Source organism: Streptomyces sp. NPDC052043, from assembly GCF_044548235.1.
Taxonomy (GTDB): domain Bacteria; phylum Actinomycetota; class Actinomycetes; order Streptomycetales; family Streptomycetaceae; genus Streptomyces.
This window is the reverse complement of sequence record NZ_JBIUBT010000002.1, coordinates 340,695-360,754: the sequence shown is the minus strand read 5'-3', so window position 1 is coordinate 360,754 and position 20,060 is coordinate 340,695. Positions and strand designations below refer to the sequence as shown.

The following is a 20,060-nucleotide window of genomic DNA, read 5'->3' as shown; positions in this document are numbered from 1 at the left end:
CGGGGGCGCCGCCCCAGCCTATGCCTTGCTGTGGGAGAAGAGCTTCAGGACCGGTACACCGACCTTGTGGCGGGCCCGGGAGGCCCAGTCGCGGTGGAAGAACTCCTCCACGTAGTGCGGGTCGGTCAGGACGATCACCTCGTCGGCACCGACCTCGGCGACCAGGCTCTTCAGGGAGTCCAGCGGATGGTCCTCGACGAGCCGGCCCTCGGCCCGGCTGCCCGCCGCGCGCAGCGCGATGAGGGACACCTCCAGGGCCTGCGCCCCGGCGCCCTGCGCGGCCGCGCCCTCCGGCGTCTCGCCCTCGCGCGCCGCCTCGTCCAGTTCACCGAGCGCGATGTCGTCGATGGCCCGCAGCAACCGGTCCGCCTGGTCGCCGCGCGGCTGGAGCAGCACGTGGAAGAAGACCGGCTCCTCGCCGTGCAAGGTGGTGACGAACTCCACGTCGGCGGACGTCAGGGCCTTCTCGATCATCAAAACGCTTGTGAACACCAGGCGCCCTTTCTCCTCCGGGGGTCCCTGGACCCTCCGTCTCCGCCACGGGCCGTAGCAGCCCCTGCGGAAACCATCCTGCCCCGTGACCGCACGGGTATCGCGGGATTTCGCTCACCCACCGCGCACGGACCGGAACAATTGATTCCGCTCATGATTCCGCTCACCCGGGGCGCGGGCCCCGGCAGGCGGGTGGTGGGGCTCCGGTCAGGGGCGGCGGTACCTGCTGAAGAGGAAGCCGTCGTCCTCCAGCAGGGACTCCAGCGTGAAGCGCCGGGGGACCGCGACGGAGGGGCCGCCGGCGATGCGCTGGGCGTCGCCCGCGGTGAGCATCGGGGAGACCGTCAGGCACATCTCGTCCAGGGCGCCGGACGCCACCATCTGGCCGAGCAGACGGGGGCCGCCCTCGGTGAGCAGGCGGGTGTGGCCGAGCCCGGCCAGGGCCCTCACGGCGCGGACGGGGTCCACGCCGACGCCGTCTCCGGCGACCACCACACGGGCGCCCGCCTTCTCCGCCGCCGCCGTCCGCTCCGGGGCGGCCGCCGCGCCCGTGAGGATCAGCGTGGGCACCAGCGGCGAGGTGAACAGGGGCAGCGAGAAGTCCAGCTCCAGACTCGCCGTGACGACCGCGATCGCCGGGGCCGGGCCCTGCCCGGCCGCCTCCCGCAGCGCCGCGAACTCCGCCCGGGCCCGGGCCGGGCGGTACCCCTCCTGGCGTACCGTCTCCGCGCCGACCACCACCACGTCGGCGAGCGCCCGCAGGGTGCCGAAGATCCGCATGTCGGCGGCGCTGGAGATGGGCTGCGAACGGCCCTCGTGCTGGGCGGCCCCGTCCAGGGTGGCGACCATGTTGGCGCGCAGCCACGGCTCCCCCGCCGCCCGGGGCTCGGGGTAGGCGTAGGCGGCGGCCAGCTCGGCGAAGGTCCACTCCCGGTCCACGGGAGCGCCGGGCACGCTCGTACCACCGGCCCCGTGCTCCCCGGCCTCGTGTGTCCCTTCCGGGGGATGGGCTGCTGTTTCGTCGGTCACAGGGAACAGGCGTCGCATGACGTGCAGTGTTCCATGCCGCTTACCATGGGGAACCGTGTCGTCCTCCCCAGCCGCCTCCGGGCTCAGCTCCCTGACCGCCGCGGCCCCGCTGTCCCTGTGCACGCGCGAGCCGCACGTCCCCGCTGACCGGCTGGTCGCCGAGATGGTGCCGCCGCCGCGCTTCGACGCGGTGCGCTTCGCGACGTACATCCCGGACCCGAAGCAGCCCAGCCAGACCGAGGCCGTCGAGGTCCTGGACGACTTCGCCGCCGGACTCGGCGGGGCGCACGCGACCGGCTCGGGCCGGCGCGGCCTGTTCGGCTTCGGCAGGAGCAAGGGCAGGGCGAAGGGCAAGGCCGCGGGTGCCGGGCCCCGGGGTGTCTACCTCGACGGTGGTTACGGCGTCGGCAAGACCCACCTGCTGGCCTCCGTGTGGCACGCCGCCCCGGCCGAGCCCGCGCTCAAGGCGTTCGGCACCTTCGTCGAGCTGACCAACCTCGTGGGCGCCCTCGGCTTCCAGCAGACCGTCGAGACCCTCTCCGGCCACCGCCTGCTGTGCATCGACGAGTTCGAACTGGACGACCCGGGCGACACCGTGCTCGTGTCCAGCCTGCTCGGCAGGCTGGTCGACGCGGGCGTCGCGCTCGCCGCCACCTCCAACACGCTGCCGGGCAAGCTCGGCGAGGGTCGCTTCGCCGCCGTGGACTTCCTGCGTGAGATCCAGGGCCTGTCCGCGCACTTCCGGACGCTGCGCATCGACGGCGAGGACTACCGCCACCGCGGCCTGCCCGAGGCGCCGGCGCCGTACTCCGACGAGCAGGTGACGAAGGCGGCGTACGCCACCGGGAACGCCTCGCTCGACGACTTCCCGCACCTGCTGGAGCACCTGGCCAAGGTGCACCCCAGCCGTTACGGCGCCCTGACCGACGGTCTGGCGGCCGTGTGCCTCACCGACGTGCGGCCGGTGCCGGACCAGTCGACGGCGCTGCGGCTCGTGGTGCTCGCGGACCGGCTCTACGACCGCGAGGTGCCCGTGCTGGCCTCCGGGCTGCCCTTCGACCGGCTGTTCAGCGAGGAGATGCTGAACGGCGGCTACCGCAAGAAGTACTTCCGCGCGATATCCCGCCTCACCGCCCTCGCCCGGGACGCCAGGGGACTCGTCGAGACGCACTGACCACGGAGCGGAGGCGGCCGCCGGCGGGGACGCGGTGCGAGCGCGGGCCGTTCGGCGGCTCGACCGTGCGCTCGGAGCGGGCATATCGTTGAATCGAGTGCGTAGTACGCATACCGGCGACCGGTCGAGGAGTCCTCGTCATGGTGCAGGAAGTGGTGACCGCGGTGATCACCGCGGGCTGCGTGGGGTTCGTGTACCTCAGCGCGGCGATGCGGGTGGTCAAGCAGTACGAGCGCGGGGTGGTCTTCCGCCTCGGGCGGCAGACCGGTGAGCCGCGCCAGCCGGGGCTGGCCGTGATCGTCCCGTTCGTGGACCGGCTCTACAAGGTCAACATGCAGATCGTCACGCTGCCGATCCCGGCCCAGGAGGGCATCACCCGGGACAACGTGACGGTGCGCGTGGACGCGGTCGTCTACTTCAAGGTGATCGACGCCGCCAGCGCGCTCATCCGGGTGGAGGACTACAAGTTCGCGGTCTCGCAGATGGCGCAGACGTCCCTGCGCTCGATCATCGGCAAGAGCGACCTGGACGACCTGCTGTCCAACCGCGAGAAGCTCAACCAGGGTCTTGAGCTGATGATCGACAGCCCGGCCGTCGGGTGGGGCGTGCAGATCGACCGCGTGGAGATCAAGGACGTCTCCCTGCCGGACACGATGAAGCGGTCCATGGCCCGGCAGGCGGAGGCCGACCGGGACCGGCGGGCCCGCATCATCAACGCGGACGCGGAGTTCCAGGCGTCCAAGAAGCTGGCCGAGGCCGCCCAGCAGATGGCGGACACGCCCGCGGCGCTGCAACTGCGCCTCCTCCAGACGGTGACGGCCGTCGCCGCCGAGAAGAACTCCACCCTGGTCCTGCCCTTCCCGGTCGAGCTGCTGCGGTTCCTGGAGAAGGCCCAGCGGGAGCCGGAGCCGGAGCCGTACGGGAGCCTGGACCGGAGGGTGGCGCCGACGGCCCCCAGCACGCCCGAACGGCTGCTCGAAGGTGAGCGGACATCCGAGGACGACCGGGCGTCCGAGGGTGTGCGGGCCCCCGTGGATCCCGGCGGCGCCGTCGCCGAGGCGGCGCCGATCACCCCCGTCCGAAGCAGCGCCGACGCGGTCACCCCCGACACCGACGGCAGCGCGGCCCGCACCAGGACCTAGCCCGCACCACAGGCCCTACGGCCGGGAACGGAGAGCACGCGGCCACCGGGCGGGTGATCGCACGGCCGTGCCGCCGTTCCCGCGATCAGGGAAGGCCAGGGAAGACATATCTTCGTCCGGTGATCCCACTTGTACGACGTGCACGACGCATCACCGCTGTCTGCGCGCTGGGCGCCGCCCTGGCCGCCTGCGGCGGCACCGGGGCGTCCCGCGCCGGGCTGACGGCACCCTCCCCATCCGCGTCGGCCTCCCCCTCCACTGCGGCCAAACCCTCGCCCTCCCGGCCGCCGGCCCTCACCCCGGGCCCCGGCGGTCTGACCCCCGTCTTCAGCCACGGTCCCCGGACGAAGGGGAAGACGGTCGCCCTCACCTTCGACGCCGACATGACCGCCGACCAGGGACCGCGTGCGGCGGCGGGCGAGCACTTCGACAACCCGCAGCTCATCGCCACCCTGCGCGCCCTGAAGGTGCCGGCCACGGTGTTCATGACGGGGCGCTGGGCCGAGCAGTACCCGGACCAGGCCCGCTCCATCGGCAGCGACCCCCTCTTCGAACTCGCCAACCACTCCTACAGCCACTACGCGTTCACCGCGAACTGCTACGGCCTGCCCACGGTGCCGTCCGACCGGATGCGGTCGGACGTGGAGGGCGCGTACGAGGCGTTCCGCAAGGCGGGCGTGCCGCACCCGATGCCGTACTTCCGCTTCCCCGGCGGCTGCTACGACCGGCAGTCCCTGCGGGCGCTGAGCGGTCTCGGCGTCACCGCGGTGCAGTGGGACGTGGTCAGCGGGGACGCCTTCGCGACGGACGCGGACGCCGTGGTCCGGCAGGTCCTGGACGGGGTCAGGCCGGGCTCGGTCGTGGTCATGCACTGCACCCGCAGCGCCGCCCCCACCACCGAGCGCGTGGTGCGCGCGGTCGTGCCGGAGCTGCGCAAGAGGGGCTACCGCCTGGTCAAGGTCTCCGACCTGATCGGCGCCGCGACCGACCGCGCCTGACGGACCGGTCGGGGGTCGGGGGACGGCGGGCGGAGGACCACGGACGGTGGTCCGGGGGACGGCGGGCGGGGATCGCCCGGCTGGCAGACTGGTTGCCGTGAGCACCGACGAGAGCACCACGGCCACCGCCCCGCAGGACAGCCCGTTCCGGTCCGAGCCCGGCGCACGCGACCAGGCGCGGCAGTTCGTGCTGCCGCTGGTGGCGCGGATCGAGCGGACCGCTCCCCCGGCCCGTACGGACGCCCTGGAGACCGCGGCCCGGGCCGTCCTGGTGCTGCTCGCCGACGAGCGCTCGGCCGGTGACGGGGAGTGGGCGCGGGCCGTACGGGACTGGCAGGACGCCCGGATCCGCAAGGTGGTGCGGCGGGCGCGCGGCGCGGAGTGGCGGCGGGCCGAGGCCCTGCCCGGCATCACCGTGACCGGCGGGACCGCGCAGGTGCGGGTCTTCCCGCCGGTACCGCTGGACGGCTGGCCCAAGGACCTGGCGAGGCTCCAGGTCTCCGGCACCGAGCTCGACGACCCGGAGCCGCCCGCCGTGCCGGACCCGGCCGTCCCGGTGCTGTGGATGAGCCCGCTGCTGGACATGTCCGCGGGCAAGGCGATGGCCCAGGCGGGTCACGGCGCCCAGCTCGCCTGGTGGGAGCTGGGCGAGGAGCAGCGCACGGCCTGGCGGGAGGCGGGCTTCCCGCTCGCCGTCCGCACCGCCGGTCACGCCCACTGGCGGGACCTCACCTCCGGCGGACTGCCGGTGGTGCGCGACGCCGGCTTCACGGAGATCGCCCCCGGCTCCTGCACGGTCGTCGCCGAACACCCCGCCTTGCGCCGAGGCCGGATCTAGTGCCGCGACAGGCAACGTTTGCCCCGTCGCGACGCCCGGCACGCACTCTCGCCGCACCGGCCGAAAGCCCGAGTACATCCAGTACGAGGACTTCCGGCCGGCACACCGAGAGCACGCACCGGACGCCGCTCCTTGACGGGCAAACGTTGCCCGCCGCGGTACTAGCTTGATCTTCAACCTGGGGCCCCAACGGGTCCTGGTTCGGGTCCTAGCTCAAATGTTGCTCTGAAGGTGCGGGCGGCGGGGTTCGGGGCCCGGCGGCCGGGCCATACCCCCGTCACGTTCACCGGTGGAGGCAAGAGGGGGCGGGGCACGATGGAGCGGCTCGGGACGGGGATCGGGTGGCGGCCGGAGATCGCGGACGCCGTGGAGGAGATGCCGGGCGTCGACTGGGTCGAGGTCGTCGCCGAGAACGTGTGCCCCGCGCATCTCCCCGAGTCGCTGCTGCGCCTGCGCCGCCGCGGGGTGACCGTGGTGCCGCACGGAGTCTCGCTCGGTCTCGGCGGGGCCGAGCCGCCGGACGAGGAGCGGCTGACCGCCCTCGCCGAGCGGGCGCGGGCGCTCGGCTCGCCGCTGGTGACCGAGCACATCGCGTTCGTCCGCGGGGGCGGCGCGCTGACCGCCTCCCCGCGGCTGGAGGCCGGGCATCTGCTGCCCGTGCCGCGCACCCGCGACGCCCTCGACGTGCTGTGCGAGAACGTCCGTATCGCGCAGGAGGCCCTGCCCGTGCCGCTCGCCGTGGAGAACATCGCCGCGCTGCTGGCCTGGCCGGACGAGGAGCTGACGGAGGGCCAGTTCCTCTACGAGCTGGCCGACCGCACGGGGGTACGGCTGCTGATCGACGTGGCCAATCTGCACACCAACCACATCAACCGGGGCGAGGATCCGGCCCGGGCGCTGGCCGAACTCCCGGTCGAGGCCCTCGCGTACGTCCATGTGGCGGGCGGCTTCGAACGTGACGGCGTCTGGCACGACAGCCACGCCCACCCGGTGCCGCGGTCGGTCCTCGACATCCTGACCGACCTCGCCTCACGCGTCGCCCCGCCGGGGGTCCTGCTGGAGCGCGACGAGAACTTCCCCGCACCGGACGAACTGGAGCGGGAGTTGACGGCCATCGGAACCGCGGTGGAGTCGGGGCGTACGGCGGCCCGGCGGGTGGCGGCCCGGCGGGCGACCGACTCCGCCCCCACACCCGCACCCGCCACCGGCGCCGGTCCCGCCCCCGCACCGGACACCGGCGACCGCGCGGCGCACGGACCGGACCGGCGGACGGGCGGCAGGGAGTCCGCGCGGCAGCGGGTCGCCCTCGCGCAGACCGCGCTGCTGTCGGCGCTCGTCGCCGGGACGCCCGTGCCGGAGGGGTTCGACCGGGTGCGCATCGGCGTGCAGGCACGGTCGCTGACCGCGAAGCGGGCGGACGTCGTGGCCAAGGTGGCGCCCGAACTGCCCGTGCTGCTCGGGGAGGAGTACCGGACCGCGTTCCTCGCGTACGCGCAGAGGCACCCGATGACCGGGGGATACCGGCAGGACGCGCTGGAGTTCGCGGAGTCCCTGCTGCTCGCCGGCCGGCCCCGGGACGCGGCGGTCCGGCGGGAGGTGCGGGAGTGGTGGCGGGACCGCTCGGGACCGGCGCCGCGGTCGCGCCGCCCGGCGGCACGGGTGGCCCGCGCGGCGCAGAGGGTCCTGCTGCGCCGCTGAGAACCGGCCCTGACGCCGTGACCGCGGGAAACAAACGGAACGTCACATACCGGCAACACTCTGTCCGGATGACGGACAAGGCATGGCGTTTCCCAGGCCTCTGGCATAGAAACGCGTCATGTTCTGGGTCCTTCTCCTGCTTCTGGCCTGGGCCTTCGCGGGCACGGCGTGCACTCGGCTGTGCCTGGCCTCGGTACGCGCCGCGGCAGTCGACGGGGACGCGGGCCAGGAGCGCGATCTGACGCTCTATGAGGCGGCGTTCCTGTCGGGCGGACCCGCACGGGTCGCCGATCTGACCCTGGTCTCCATGGCACGCCAGCGCCGGCTGCTGCTCGCACACACCGGCTGGGCGACGGTCGTCGATCCGCGCGGGCGGGACGAGATGGAGCGCTCCGTCATAGGGGCGATCGGCCCGGAGGGACAGTCACGGATCGCGCCGGTGCGCACGGCCGCGGCCACCGCGGACGCGGTGCGCGGCCTCGCCGACCGGCTCGTCAGCGCCGGTCTCGCCGTGCCGGACGGGGACGGGTCCACGATCGCGGCCGGGGTCCGCCGAGTGCGGGTGGCCACGCTGGCCGTCCTCGCCCTGGGTACGACCGCGCTGCTGCTGCCCGGCCCGACCGGGATGCCCCGCGAGCTGATCGCCCTCTGGTTCGCGCTGCCGCTCACGCTCACCCTGAGCTGCCTGGCCATCGCCCGCTTCGAGGTCCACCCGTACTCGCGCTGGGCCTCCCCCGCCGGACAGCGCCTGCTCGGCGCGCTGACCCGGCGTGTGAACGGCACCGGTGACGAGCGTACGTACCTGGCGTCCGTGGCCGTCCGCGGCATCGGCGCCGTCGGCGAGCCGAATCTGCGCGCGGCCTTCGCCCACCGGGACCGGCCCTCGCTCGACCAGCCCTCGCCCGACCACTTCCCGTCCGACCGCTCCTCGCGTGGCCGGCGCCCCCGTCGCCGGGCCTTCCGGGACCGGTAGCCCACCGCGGCGTCGGCCTCGCACCCTGGGTGAGCACCCCTGGACGTGCGCCCCGCGCACAAAGCCGCGGCCCGGTCGGCCCGGCCTTCCCGGGGCTGCGCGCACACCGACTGCGCGAGGCCCTGAAGGGCGCGACCGGCCGGCCCGCGGCCACCGCTGATCAGGCCAGACCCGCCACCAGCTCGGCGATGTCCTTGCGACGCCCCGTGAAGAACGGGATCTCCTCGCGCACGTGCCGGCGCGCCTCGGAGCCGCGCAGGTGGCGCATGAGGTCGACGATGCGGTGCAGCTCGTCGGCCTCGAAGGCGAGGATCCACTCGTAGTCGCCGAGGGAGAAGGACGCGACCGTGTTGGCGCGCACGTCCGGGAAGCCCCGGGCCATCTTGCCGTGGTCGGCGAGCATGCGGCGGCGGTCCTCGTCGGGCAGCAGGTACCAGTCGTAGGAGCGCACGAACGGGTAGACGCTGACGTAGTTGCGCGGCGTCTCGTCGGCGAGGAACGCCGGGATGTGCGAGCGGTTGAACTCGGCGGGGCGGTGCAGCGCCATGTTCGACCACACCGGCTCCAGCGCGCGGCCGAGCTTCGTGCGGCGGAAGAGGTTGTACGCGTCCTGGAGCTGGTCGCTGGTCTCGGCGTGCCACCAGATCATGAGGTCGGCGTCGGCACGCAGGCCCGAGAGGTCGTACGTGCCGCGGATGGTCACGTCCTTGGCGGCGAGCTGGTCGAACAGCTCCTGGACCTCGTCCGCGTAGCCGGCGCGGTCCTCGGGAAGCAGGTCCTTCAGCTTGAAGACGGACCACAGCGTGTAGCGGATGACCTCGTTGAGGTCCTTGGCCAGCTTGCCCTTGTTCGGGATCCTGCCGGACTCGGTGGTAGGGGCGTCGTCACTCATGATGCTATTCTCCCGCTCCCCCGTGCAGACTCTGCACCGGGTCCGCGGTGAGCTCCCGCACGGCCCGCAGGTCGCCCTCCAGCTGGTCCACGGCCGCGTACGCGCTCGCGACGCACGCCGGGATGCCCACCCCGTCGTACACCGCGCCGCACACCGCCAGAGAGGTCAGCTTGCCGACGTGCTCGCGGATGCGGGCCACGCGCGCGTGGTGGCCGACGGGGTACTGCGGCAGGCCGTCGGTCCAGCGGGTGACGCGGGTCTGAAGAGGCTCGGCGTCCAGGCCGGTCGCCTCGCGCAGGTCGTGCCGGGAGACCTCGACGAGGTCGGCGTCCTCGCGCTGGAGGATCTCCGTCTCGCCGTACCGCCCCACGGAGGTGCGCACCACCAGCACGTCCGGGTCCTCCTCGGCGATCCAGCCCCACTTGTGGGAGGCGAACGTGGACGCCTTGATGGTGCGGCCGTCGACGGGGGGCACCAGGAAGCCGCTGCCCTCGGGCAGGGTGGCGTCGGCGCGGCGGTAGGCCAGGCTGATCAGGGCCATCGAGGCGTACTCGACGGCCCGCAGCTCGGCGGCGGCCTCCGGGGACTCGGCGCGCAGCAGCCCGGCGGCGACGGGCGCGGGCACGGCGAGGACCACCGCGTCGGCGTGCAGTACGCGGTCACCGGCGGCCACCCGCCAGGACGTACGGTCCTGCCTGCGCAGCTCCGTCACCGGTGTGCCGGTCAGGATCTCGCCGCCGCGGGCCCGCACCGACTCCGCGACCGCGAGCGGCAGCCGGCCCACACCGCCCTCGATGCCCATGAACACCGGCCCGGTCTGCTGCGCGGCGGCCGCCGCGGCCTGGATCTCGCGGACCCCTTCGAGCAGCGAGTCGTGGGTCTGCGCGGCCCGGAAGAGCTGGGGAACGGCCGAGCGCATCGAGATGCGGTAGGCGTCACCGGCGTAGACCCCGCCGAGCAGGGGCTCGACCAGGCGGTCGACGACCTCGCGGCCCAGCCGGGCCGCCACGTACTCGCCGACCGCCACGTCGTCGCCGACCTCCGTGCGGGGCAGCTCGGCGTCGCGCCCGATGCGGGCGAGGCCCTCCTCGGACAGCACGCCGGCCAGCGCGGAGGCGGCGCCGGGGACACCCATGACGTGACCCTTCGGCATGGGGCGCAGGGCACCGCGGGTCCAGATCGAGGCGCTCGCCGTGGCGGGCGGCTGGAGGTGGTCGGCGAGTCCCGTCTCGCGCGCGAGGGTCACGGCCTCGGGCCGGCGGGCCAGCATCGACTCGGCGCCCAGGTCGACGCGAACGCCCGCGATCTCGCCCGGCAGCAGCTTGCCGCCGACCCGTTCCGCCGCCTCCAGCACGGTCACCCGTGCCCCGCGCTGCAACAGCCGGTGTGCGGCGGCGAGCCCCGCGATCCCGGCCCCGATGACGACGACATGGCCCGTGCCCATACCCGTTGCGCTCATATGGCCACTCTCTCAGACCGCTCCGGCACTCCCGCCGCGCCCCGGTGTCCGGCCCGAGTCGTGAACGTGACCGCATCGGAACCGTTTACGGCCAACGTCTCGTGCGGCCCGGGAGTCGAAGAAGCGTCAGTGGTCACGAGGACCCTCGGGGGTATGCCACATGCGCACACGACGTTCCGTCCGGCCCGCTTCCGCCCTGGCCGGGCTGCTGCTCGCCGCCGCCCTGTCGCTCACCGGGTGCGGCGCGGGCGACAGCGGCGGCTCCGCGGCCAAGTCCGCCGCGGACGCGGCCGGCAGCGAGAGCCAGGGAAACGCGGCCGGGAGCGAGAATCAGAGGGACGCGCCGGGCAGCGGCAGCGACCGGGCCTCCGAGGCGAGGGCCACCGCGCCGCCCCGGACCGCGGTGAGCCACATCATCCGCACCGCCTCGCTCACCGTGGAGGTCAAGGACGTGTCGAAGGCCCTCGACACCGCCCGCACCACCACCGAGAACGCCGGGGGCTACGTCGGCGACGAGAACACCAGCCTCGACGCGGAGGGCCACGAGCGCACCCGTGTGGTGCTGCGCGTGCCCGCCGAGAAGTACGACGAGGTCCTCGGCGACCTGCAGGGCACCGGCAAGCTGATCGAGCGCACGGCGAAGGCGCAGGACGTCACCGACCAGGTCGTCGACGTGGACAGCCGCATCACGTCGCAGCGCACGAGTGTGGCGCGGGTGCGCGAGCTGATGGACCAGGCGACCCAGCTGAGCGACGTGGTCAGCCTGGAGGGCGAGCTGAGCCGCCGCGAGTCCGATCTGGAGGCACTGCTGGCCCAGCAGGCGTCGCTGAAGGACCGCACGAGCCTGGCGACCATCACGCTGTCGCTGTCCCGGACGCAGCCCAAGGCGCCCGCTCCCGAGGAGGACCGGCCCGGGTTCGTGGACGCGCTGGCGGGCGGCTGGCACGTGTTCGTCACCGTGCTCCGCTGGATCGCCCTGGCCATCGGGGCGCTGCTTCCGTTCGCCGTGGCGGCGGCTCTCGTCGCGGCGCTGTGGCTGCGGGTCGTACGGCCCCGGCTGCCGCGGCGGCCCGCCGACGACACGCCTGCCATGACGGCGCTGGGCGCGCTGCCCGGCTCCCGGCGGGCGCCGGCGCCCCCGGCCGGGGAGCCCATGCCCCCGGCCGCGGAGCCCGACGGCGAAGCGGACTCCCGGGACTGAGACCGCGGTTCTCCCCGTGTTCCCCCCGTAGCGTGTGCGCATGGACGTGAGCGCGGCACGGGGTGACCTGGGTACGAAGGAGCGCCTTGTCGTGATCGGCGGCGACGCCGCGGGGATGTCCGCGGCGTCGCAGGCACGCCGGCTGCGCGGGCCGGACGAGCTGGAGATCGTGGCGTTCGAACGCGGCCACTTCACCTCGTTCTCGGCGTGCGGCATCCCGTACTGGGTGGGCGGCGACGTCGACGAGCGGGACCTGCTGATCGCCCGCACGCCGGAGGAGCACCGCGCGCGGGGCATCGACCTGCGGATGCGCACCGAGGTGACGGAGATCGACGTGGCCGCCGGGCGCGTGCGCGCGCGGGAGGTCGACTCCGGCGCGGAGACCTGGACGTCGTACGACAAACTCGTGATCGCGACGGGGGCCCGCCCGGTCCGGCCCGACATGCCCGGCGCCGACGCGCCCGGCGTGCACGGGGTGCAGACCCTCGACGACGGCCAGGCCCTGCTGGACAGCCTCGCACGCACGCGTGGCCGCCGGGCGGTGGTGATCGGCGCGGGGTACATCGGGGTGGAGATGGCCGAGGCGCTCATCAAGCGCGGCTACGAGGTGACGGTCGTCGACCGCGGCCGGGAGCCGATGTCCACGCTCGACCCCGACATGGGCCGCCTGGTGCACCGGGCCATGTCGGGCCTGGGCATCACCATGGTCGGCGACGCCGAGGTGACCGCGGTGCTCACCGATGATGACGGGCGGGTCAGGGCGGTGGTCACCGCGGACGCCGAGTACCCGGCGGACGTGGTCGTACTGGGCATCGGGGTGCACCCGGAGACCGCGCTCGCGCGGGCGGCCGGACTCCCGCTCGGCGCGCACGGCGGCCTGCTCACCGACCGGGCGATGCGGGTGCGCGGCCACGAGAACATCTGGGCCGGCGGCGACTGCGTGGAGGTCCTGGACCTGGTCTCCGGACAGGAGCGCCACGTCCCGCTGGGCACCCACGCCAACAAGCACGGCCAGATCATCGGCACCAACGCGGGCGGCGGCTACGCCACCTTCCCGGGCGTGGTCGGCACCGCGGTGAGCAAGGTGTGCGACCTGGAGATCGCGCGCACCGGGCTGCGCGAGAAGGACGCCCGCCGGGCGGGCCTGAGGTTCGAGACGGTCACCGTCGAGTCGACCAGCCGCGCGGGCTACTACCCGGGCGCCGCCCCGATGACCGTCAAGATGATCGCCGAACACCGTACCGGCCGCCTGCTGGGCGCACAGATCGTCGGCCGTGAGGGCGCGGGGAAGCGGGTCGACATCGCCGCGGTCGCCCTCACGGCCGGTCTGACGGTGGAGCAGATGACGGCCCTGGACCTGGGCTACGCGCCGCCGTTCTCCCCGGTGTGGGATCCGGTGCTCGTGGCGGCCCGCAAGGCCGCGGCGAAGGTCCGCGACAGCACGCCCTGACCCCGCGCCGCCGACGCCGTCGCGGCGCCTGCTCCGCACGTCGTCCCCGCGGCCCGCCTTCCCCGGGCCGCGGGTGCTCGAGTGGACGTACGTACACGCGGACGGCGGCGTTCACCGATTCGGCGAGCGCATCGCGGGCAGTACTTCTCCGTGGTCATTCCCGTCCATGATGTGAACCCGACGCGGCACACCCCATGGGTGACCTACGCGCTGATCGCCGCGAACGTCGTCGTGTTCCTGCTCACGCCCGGCATCGCCGGATCCGTCACGGGCAGCGGCACGCTGGCGCAGCTGTGTCATCTGCAGGCCTTCACGGAGCAGTGGGCGCTGGTGCCCAGAGAGCTGATCCACCACCAGCTGCCGTCGCTGGTCCCGACGGGCGCCGTCGGGGTGGGCGTGCACGGCCCGGGCTGCGTGGTGGGGCCGCCCCCCTACGACAAGTCGCCCGTGCTGTCGGTCCTCACCGCGATGTTCGTGCACGGCAGCTGGCTGCACCTGCTGGGCAACATGCTGTTCCTGCTCATCTTCGGCAACAACATCGAGGACCGCATGGGCCACGTGCGGTACCTGCTGTTCTACCTGGTCTGCGGATATGCCGCCGCATACGGGTTCGCGCTCATGAACTCCCACTCGGCCACGCCCCTGATCGGCGCCTCGGGAGCCATCGCCGGCGTCCTCGGCGCCTACCTGCTGCTCTACCCGAGGGCACGGGTCTGGATCCTCGTCCCCTTCCTCCTCTTCCTGCCGCTGCGGTTGCCGGCCTGGGTGGTGCTGGGCTCCTGGTTCGTGCTCCAGGCGTTCTACTCCTCCGGCCTGGCCGTCGCCGAGGCGGGTGCCGTGGCGTATCTGGCCCACGTGGTCGGCTTCATCGTGGGCATGCTGCTCGCCTGGCCCCTCAAACCGGGCACGCCCCCACCACCCGAACCGCCCCGCATCCTCTACGGCCGGCAGACACGGCGGGCCTGGTAGGGCGACCTCGGCATCACCATGGGCACCTTCGGGCCGAATACGGCAATGTTCACCCAAAAGGTGCGTATCAGGGTGTTTAGAACGTATTCTTACGGTCACGCAAACGGAAGGGCATGGAGGACCGGCACAGCGAAAGGGCAGACTCATGACGGAGTTCCATCCCGCCACCACGACCGACTCCGGCGCGCCGGTGGAGAGTGACGAACACTCGCTCACCCTGGGCCCGGGCGGGCCGGTCCTGCTGCAGGACGCCTACCTGATCGAGCAGATGGCCCAGTTCAACCGGGAGCGGATCCCCGAGCGCCAGCCGCACGCCAAGGGGAGCGGCGCCTTCGGCCACTTCGAGGTGATCGAGGACGTCAGCGCCTACACCATGGCAGCCGTGTTCCAGCCGGGCACCCGCACCGACCTGGTCATCCGCTTCTCGACGGTCGCCGGCGAGCGCGGCAGCCCCGACACCTGGCGTGACCCCCGCGGCTTCGCGATCAAGTTCTACACCACCGTGGGCAACTACGACATGGTCGGCAACAACACGCCGGTGTTCTTCATGAAGGACCCGATGAAGTTCCAGCACTTCATCCGCTCCCAGAAGCGCCGCGCGGACAACAACCTGCGCGACAACGACATGCAGTGGGACTTCTGGACGCTCTCGCCGGAGTCCGCGCACCAGGTGACCTGGCTGATGGGAGACCGCGGCATCCCCCGCACCTGGCGCCACATGAACGGCTACACCTCCCACACCTACATGTGGATCAACGCCAAGGGCGAGCGGTTCTGGGTGAAATACCACTTCAAGACCGACCAGGGGATCGAGTTCTTCACCCAGCACGAGGCCGACCAGATGGCCGCCGTCGACACCGACTACCACATGCGCGACCTCTTCGAGCACATCCGCGACGGCGACTTCCCCAGCTGGACGCTGTACGTGCAGGTCATGCCGTACGCGGAGGCCGCGCACTACCGCTTCAACCCGTTCGACCTCACCAAGGTGTGGCCGCATGGCGACTACCCGCTCATCCCGGTCGGCCGGATGACCCTGGACCGCAATCCGACCGACAACCACGCGGAGATCGAGCAGGCGGCGTTCCAGCCCAACAACTTCATCCCCGGGATCGGCCCGAGCCCGGACCGCATGCTGCTGGCCCGGCTGTTCTCCTACGCGGACGCCCACCGGCACCGCATCGGCACCAACTACCAGCAGCTTCCCGTGAACGCGCCCCTCGTCGACGTCCACAGCTACTCGAAGGACGGGGCGATGGCGTACCGGAAGACGACCGATCCGGTGTACGCCCCGAACTCCAAGGGCGGTCCCGTCGCCGACCCCGCCCGCTTCGGCCCGCCGCCCAGCTGGGCGGCCGACGGCGAGATCGTCCGTGCCGCGTACGTCTCCCACCCCGAGGACGACGACTGGGGGCAGCCCGGCACGCTGGTCCGGCAGGTCCTGGACGACGCCGCCCGGGACCGTCTGGTCGACAACGTCGTCGGACACCTCCTCAACGGCGTCACCGAACCGGTCCTGGAGCGGGCCTTCACGTACTGGTCGAACATCGACGAGACGGTCGGCAAGCGCATCGCCGACGGTGTGCGGTCCAAGGCGGACGAGAAGGACTTCAAGGCCGCCGAGCAGGGAAGCCCCGCACGACGCAGCATGCAGCGCAAGGCCTGACGTTCCCGGCGGCTCGCCACGGCCGCGGACCTCGACGAGGCCCGGGCCGTGATGCTCGACACCGTCTATCGCGACTTCGACACCGGATACGTGCCGCGCTGGCATGCCGACATCATCGACCCCGCGCCCTTCTACCTCACCCCGCCCCGGCACACCCTGCTGGTCGCGGTGGACGAGCAGGACGGGACGGTGGCGGGCACGGCGGCGCTCGACGCGCGCGGCCCCGAGCATCCGCCGAACCCGGCGTGGCTCGCCGAGCGGTACCCGTCGGGCGAGACCGCCCAGCTGCGGCGGGTGTACGTGCGCCCGGAACACCGCCGGCACGGGCTGGCCCGGCGACTGGTGGAGGGGCTGCTGGACTTCGCCCGCGCGGACGGCGGATACAGCGCCGTGTACCTGCACACGTACCCGCACTCGCCCGGCGCCATGGGCCTATGGCAGACGCTGGGCAAGATCGTGTGCGACGAGCGGGAGGAGGTGCCCGGCGGCGGCAGCGGCGTCGTGCACTTCGAGATCCCCCTCGCGTAAACGAACATGATATTCATATGACGTTGGTCGGTAGGGTCGACGCCGGTCGGCACGGGCCGGCGTCGGTCGGCGTCGGTCGAAGAGTCCGGCTCCCAGAAACAGACAGAACCAGGAACATGAGACCTCCTCGTCCACGGCTGATAGCCGGGCTGTTGCTCGCCCCCCTGCTCTCCGGCTGCTTCTCCTCCTCCGGCAACGACTCGTCCTCGGGCTCCTCCGGCACCAACTCCGGCACCGGCAACGAGGGACGTCGTCTGCGTGTCGCGCTCGCCTTCCCGCCGGCGGAGAACTACTCCCCGTACGGCCAGGACGCCTTCGACCTCTCGCGCCTCGGTGTCGCCGAAGGGCTGACCAGGCTGGACGCCAACGGCAGCGCCGTACCCGCGCTCGCCACGTCGTGGAGCAGCGACCAGAGCGGCAAGAGCTGGGTGTTCACGCTGCGGGACGCGAAGTTCCAGGACGGCACCGCCGTCTCCGCGCAGGCCGTCGCCTCCGCACTCGCCCACACCGCCGAGGCCGACCCGGCCCCGGCCGCCGTCTCCGGCGTGAAGCTGACCGCCGAGGCCGTCGGCGACGACCAGGTCAAGGTCAGCACCGCCGAGGCCGACCCGGTACTGCCGCTGCGGCTGAGCAACCCGAGCCTCGCGGTGTTCTCCCCGAAGGCATACGGCAAGGACGGCAAGGTGAACCCGGTGGGCACCGCCACCGGCCCCTTCGAGCTCACCAGGATCACCGGTGACACCGCGGCAGCCCTGGACCGCTTCGACGACTACTGGGGCGGCCGCGCCCAGGCCTCCGGCATCGACGCGAAGTTCGTCTCCGACGGCACCGCCCGTGCCAACGCACTGCGCACCGGTGACGTGGACATCGCCGAGGCGATCCCCGTCGCTCAGGTGACCACGCTGGACAAGGACACCGTGCACGAGGTCAACACCGCCCGGAACACCAGCCTGTACCTCAACACCCGGACAGGTGTGTTCAAGGACGCGGGGCTGCGGGCCGCCGCGCGCGAGGCGATCGACACCACTGCGGTCGCCAAGGGCGTGTACGAGGGATACGCCGAGCCCGCCCAGGGCCTCTACGGCCCCGCCCTGAGCTGGGCGGCCGGCAAGCGGACCGCGCCGGCCGGCCGGGCGAAGGCCGCCGACCCCGAGGGCGCGAGCATCACCATCGCCACCTACAACGACCGGCCCGAGCTGCCCGAGGCCGCCCAGGTGCTCCAACAGCAGCTGAAGAAGGCCGGGTTCACGGTGAAGCTGGAGGTGCGCGCCTACGCGCAGCTCGAAAGCGACCTGCTGGCGGGGAAGTTCGACGCCTCCGTCGCCTCCCGCAATATGATGCTCGACACCGGTGACCCGGTCACCGTCCTGGCCGGCGACTACACCTGCGACGGCTCGTACAACCTGTCGCTGCTGTGCGACAAGAACGTGGACAGGCTGGTCGCCGCCGCGCAGGCCGACGCCGACCCCGCCAAGCGGCAGGACGCGGCGATGAAGGCGGAGTCCGCGATCCTCGGCACGGACGCGGTGATCCCGCTGGTGCACCTGAAGGTCGTCACGGGCGTCGGCACCTCCGTCAAGGGCGCCGTGCTCGACCCGTACGAACGTGACTTCGTCGGCACCGGGACCCGGCTCTGACCTCCCCGACCACACCCGTCGAAAGCCGAGCCACCGCCGCCCTGCGCACGTTCGCGCGGGGCGGCGGCCTCACCCTGCTGTGGCGCACCGTGCTCACGGCCGCCGTGGTGTGCGCGATCGGCCTGCTGCCGTGGCTCTCGCGCACCGACCCCGCCCTGACCGTGCTCAAGGCGCGCTCGGCCGAGCGGGCCCCGACCCCCGAGACCCTGCGCGCCATCCGGGACGGACTCGGCCTGGACGACGGCCCCCTGGCACTGCTCGGGCGCTGGCTGGGCGGGCTGCTGCGCGCGGACGCCGGCCGGTCCTGGGTGTCGGACACCGAGGTGCTGCCGGCCGTTCTCCAGGCTCTCGGCGCGTCCCTGCTGCTGATGGCCGGCGCCGTCGCCGTCGCCGCGATCACGGTGGGGGTCGTGTGTGCGCGCACCCTCCTGCTGGGCGCACGGCGGCGACTCGGCGAGCGCCGGCCCGGCGGTACCGGGTCCGCGATGCTGGCCGCGCTGCCCGAGTTCCTCGTCGCCTCCGTACTGGCCTCCGTCGTCGGCGTACAACTCGGCTGGCTGCCCGCGCTCGGCTGGTACGGCCCCCAGTGGATGCTGCTGCCCTCGCTCGCCCTCGGTCTGCCCGTGGGCGCGGTCCTCGGGCGGATGCTGGACGACCTGCTGCCCGCCGCGTTCGCCGAACCATGGGCGCTTGCCGCCGCCGCGCGCGGGGTGCCGTCGAAGTCCGTGGCCCGGCAGGCGCTGCGCCGCTGCGTACCCGCGCTGCTGCCCAACCTGGCGCTGTTCGTGGTCGGCCTGACCGGCGGATCCGTCGCCGTCGAGCAGATCTTCGACATCCCGGGACTGGGGCGGCTCACCCTGCGGGCCGCCCTCGCGCAGGATCTGCCCGTCCTGCAGACCGGCACGCTCGTGCTCATGATCCTGGCGGCCGCGGCCGCTCTCCTGGCACGGGCGGGGACGCGGCGGCTGATCGGGCCCGCGCTGCGCGACGGCGCCCTGCACTCCCTGCACCGTCCGGCCCCGCCCGCACCACGTGTCGTGCCCCTGGTGTACGGGCTGCTGCTCGCCACCGTGATCGCTCTCGGCCTCCCCCGCGACCCGCTCGCGCTGGACACCACCGCCCGCCTCCAGGCCCCGTCCGCCGCACACCCGTTCGGCACCGACGCCCTCGGCAGGGACGTGCTGGCCCGGATCGCGCACGGCACGCTGAGTACGCTCGGCATCGCCCTCGCCGTGAGCGTCGTCGCCCTGGTGGGCGGCGTAGTGCTGGGCCTGCTGCCCCGGCTGTCCGGGCCGCTGGTCGACACGGTCAACTCCGTACCGCCCGCACTGGCCGCGCTCCTGGTCACCGGCATCGCGGGCAGCGGACCGTGGACACCGGCGCTGGCCGTGGCCGTCGTCGCCTGGTCGCCGCTGGCCACGCACACCTCCGCCCTTCTGCGACAGGAGCGCGCGACCCTCCACCTGACCGCGACCCGCGCGCTCGGCGCGGGACCGGGGTACCTGTTCCGGCACGAACTGGTGCCCGCCGTCCTGCCTCCCGTCGTCCGCCACGCCCTGCTCCGGCTGCCCGGAATCGCCCTGAGCCTCGCCGCTCTCGGCTTCCTGGGCCTGGGCTCCCAGCCGCCCTCCCCCGAGTGGGGCCTGCTGCTCGCCGAGAACCAGCCCTACGCCGAACGCGCCCCGTGGGCGGTCCTGGCGCCCGCCGTCGTGCTCGCCCTGCTCGGCGCGCTGGCCGTCACGGCGGCGGGCGGGGCACGGCTGCCCCGGCCAGGGCGGAGGAGGAAACGGCCGACTTCACGGCCCACCGGGCCCGGACCGGTCGCGCCACAGACCGAGCCCACCCGGCACACCGTCCTGGCCTCCTCCCCCTCCGACGCCCCCTGACCTCCGACGCCCCCTGACGGACTCGACC

General features: G+C 73.2%; 17 protein-coding genes. 13 read left to right on the top strand and 4 right to left on the bottom strand.

Annotated elements, in window-relative coordinates; genetic code table 11:
• Positions 1 to 18: 18 nt before the first annotated feature.
• Positions 19 to 492 (bottom strand): indole-3-glycerol phosphate synthase, encoded by a 474-nt coding sequence (locus tag ACIHCX_RS06240; protein ID WP_400027102.1) that lies wholly within the window; start codon positions 490 to 492, stop codon positions 19 to 21.
• 207 nt (positions 493 to 699) lie between these two features.
• Positions 700 to 1,539: a pyrimidine reductase family protein gene (locus ACIHCX_RS06235; RefSeq protein ID WP_400027100.1), complete on the bottom strand. Its 840-nt coding sequence runs from the start codon at positions 1,537 to 1,539 to the stop codon at positions 700 to 702.
• Between the two features lie 37 nt (positions 1,540 to 1,576).
• On the opposite strand from ACIHCX_RS06235, the gene zapE reads away from it, so the two are divergent.
• The 6 genes from zapE (at position 1,577) to ACIHCX_RS06205 (ending at position 8,344) form a co-directional block, all read left to right on the top strand.
• On the top strand, positions 1,577 to 2,695 hold the full coding sequence (gene zapE / locus ACIHCX_RS06230) for a cell division protein ZapE (RefSeq protein ID WP_400027098.1): 1,119 nt from the start codon (positions 1,577 to 1,579) through the stop codon (positions 2,693 to 2,695).
• 140 nt (positions 2,696 to 2,835) lie between these two features.
• Positions 2,836 to 3,837, top strand: coding sequence for a slipin family protein (locus ACIHCX_RS06225; protein WP_400027096.1), 1,002 nt, complete (start codon positions 2,836 to 2,838; stop codon positions 3,835 to 3,837).
• A gap of 119 nt (positions 3,838 to 3,956) precedes the next feature.
• Entirely contained in the window at positions 3,957 to 4,835 is an 879-nt protein-coding gene (locus ACIHCX_RS06220; protein WP_400027094.1) for a polysaccharide deacetylase family protein, read from the top strand.
• Between the two features lie 88 nt (positions 4,836 to 4,923).
• Positions 4,924 to 5,673 carry a peptidyl-tRNA hydrolase gene (locus tag ACIHCX_RS06215; protein WP_400027699.1) on the top strand — a complete coding sequence of 250 codons (750 nt, stop codon included), beginning with the start codon at positions 4,924 to 4,926 and terminating at the stop codon, positions 5,671 to 5,673.
• A 315-nt stretch (positions 5,674 to 5,988) separates the two neighbouring features.
• Entirely contained in the window at positions 5,989 to 7,371 is a 1,383-nt protein-coding gene (locus ACIHCX_RS06210; RefSeq protein ID WP_400027092.1) for a DUF692 domain-containing protein, read from the top strand.
• A 118-nt stretch (positions 7,372 to 7,489) separates the two neighbouring features.
• Positions 7,490 to 8,344 carry a TIGR04222 domain-containing membrane protein gene (locus tag ACIHCX_RS06205; RefSeq protein WP_400027090.1) on the top strand — a complete coding sequence of 285 codons (855 nt, stop codon included), beginning with the start codon at positions 7,490 to 7,492 and terminating at the stop codon, positions 8,342 to 8,344.
• Between the two features lie 160 nt (positions 8,345 to 8,504).
• On the opposite strand, the gene hemQ is transcribed toward ACIHCX_RS06205, so the two are convergent.
• Both hemQ and hemG read right to left on the bottom strand, forming a co-directional pair.
• Positions 8,505 to 9,236 (bottom strand): hydrogen peroxide-dependent heme synthase, encoded by a 732-nt coding sequence (hemQ, locus tag ACIHCX_RS06200; RefSeq protein WP_400027088.1) that lies wholly within the window; start codon positions 9,234 to 9,236, stop codon positions 8,505 to 8,507.
• 4 nt (positions 9,237 to 9,240) lie between these two features.
• Positions 9,241 to 10,695 carry a protoporphyrinogen oxidase gene (gene hemG / locus ACIHCX_RS06195; RefSeq protein ID WP_400027086.1) on the bottom strand — a complete coding sequence of 485 codons (1,455 nt, stop codon included), beginning with the start codon at positions 10,693 to 10,695 and terminating at the stop codon, positions 9,241 to 9,243.
• 160 nt (positions 10,696 to 10,855) lie between these two features.
• Between hemG and ACIHCX_RS06190 the strand changes: the two genes are divergently transcribed.
• The 7 genes from ACIHCX_RS06190 to ACIHCX_RS06160 all read left to right on the top strand — a co-directional run bounded on the left by ACIHCX_RS06190 (position 10,856) and on the right by ACIHCX_RS06160 (position 20,032).
• On the top strand, positions 10,856 to 11,896 hold the full coding sequence (locus ACIHCX_RS06190) for a DUF4349 domain-containing protein (protein WP_400027084.1): 1,041 nt from the start codon (positions 10,856 to 10,858) through the stop codon (positions 11,894 to 11,896).
• Positions 11,897 to 11,936: 40 nt separating this feature from the next.
• Entirely contained in the window at positions 11,937 to 13,346 is a 1,410-nt protein-coding gene (locus tag ACIHCX_RS06185) for an FAD-dependent oxidoreductase (RefSeq protein WP_400027082.1), read from the top strand.
• A gap of 150 nt (positions 13,347 to 13,496) precedes the next feature.
• A complete protein-coding gene (locus ACIHCX_RS06180; RefSeq protein ID WP_400027080.1) occupies positions 13,497 to 14,315 on the top strand; it encodes a rhomboid family intramembrane serine protease in 819 nt (272 codons plus the stop codon).
• A 145-nt stretch (positions 14,316 to 14,460) separates the two neighbouring features.
• Positions 14,461 to 15,981, top strand: coding sequence for a catalase (locus ACIHCX_RS06175; RefSeq protein ID WP_400027078.1), 1,521 nt, complete (start codon positions 14,461 to 14,463; stop codon positions 15,979 to 15,981).
• 51 nt (positions 15,982 to 16,032) lie between these two features.
• Positions 16,033 to 16,509 carry a GNAT family N-acetyltransferase gene (locus ACIHCX_RS06170; RefSeq protein ID WP_400027696.1) on the top strand — a complete coding sequence of 159 codons (477 nt, stop codon included), beginning with the start codon at positions 16,033 to 16,035 and terminating at the stop codon, positions 16,507 to 16,509.
• A gap of 116 nt (positions 16,510 to 16,625) precedes the next feature.
• Complete coding sequence (locus tag ACIHCX_RS06165) at positions 16,626 to 18,146, top strand: ABC transporter substrate-binding protein (RefSeq protein ID WP_400027076.1); 1,521 nt, start codon at positions 16,626 to 16,628, stop codon at positions 18,144 to 18,146.
• A gap of 89 nt (positions 18,147 to 18,235) precedes the next feature.
• Positions 18,236 to 20,032: an ABC transporter permease subunit gene (locus tag ACIHCX_RS06160; RefSeq protein WP_400027075.1), complete on the top strand. Its 1,797-nt coding sequence runs from the start codon at positions 18,236 to 18,238 to the stop codon at positions 20,030 to 20,032.
• The last annotated feature ends 28 nt before the right edge of the window (positions 20,033 to 20,060 follow it).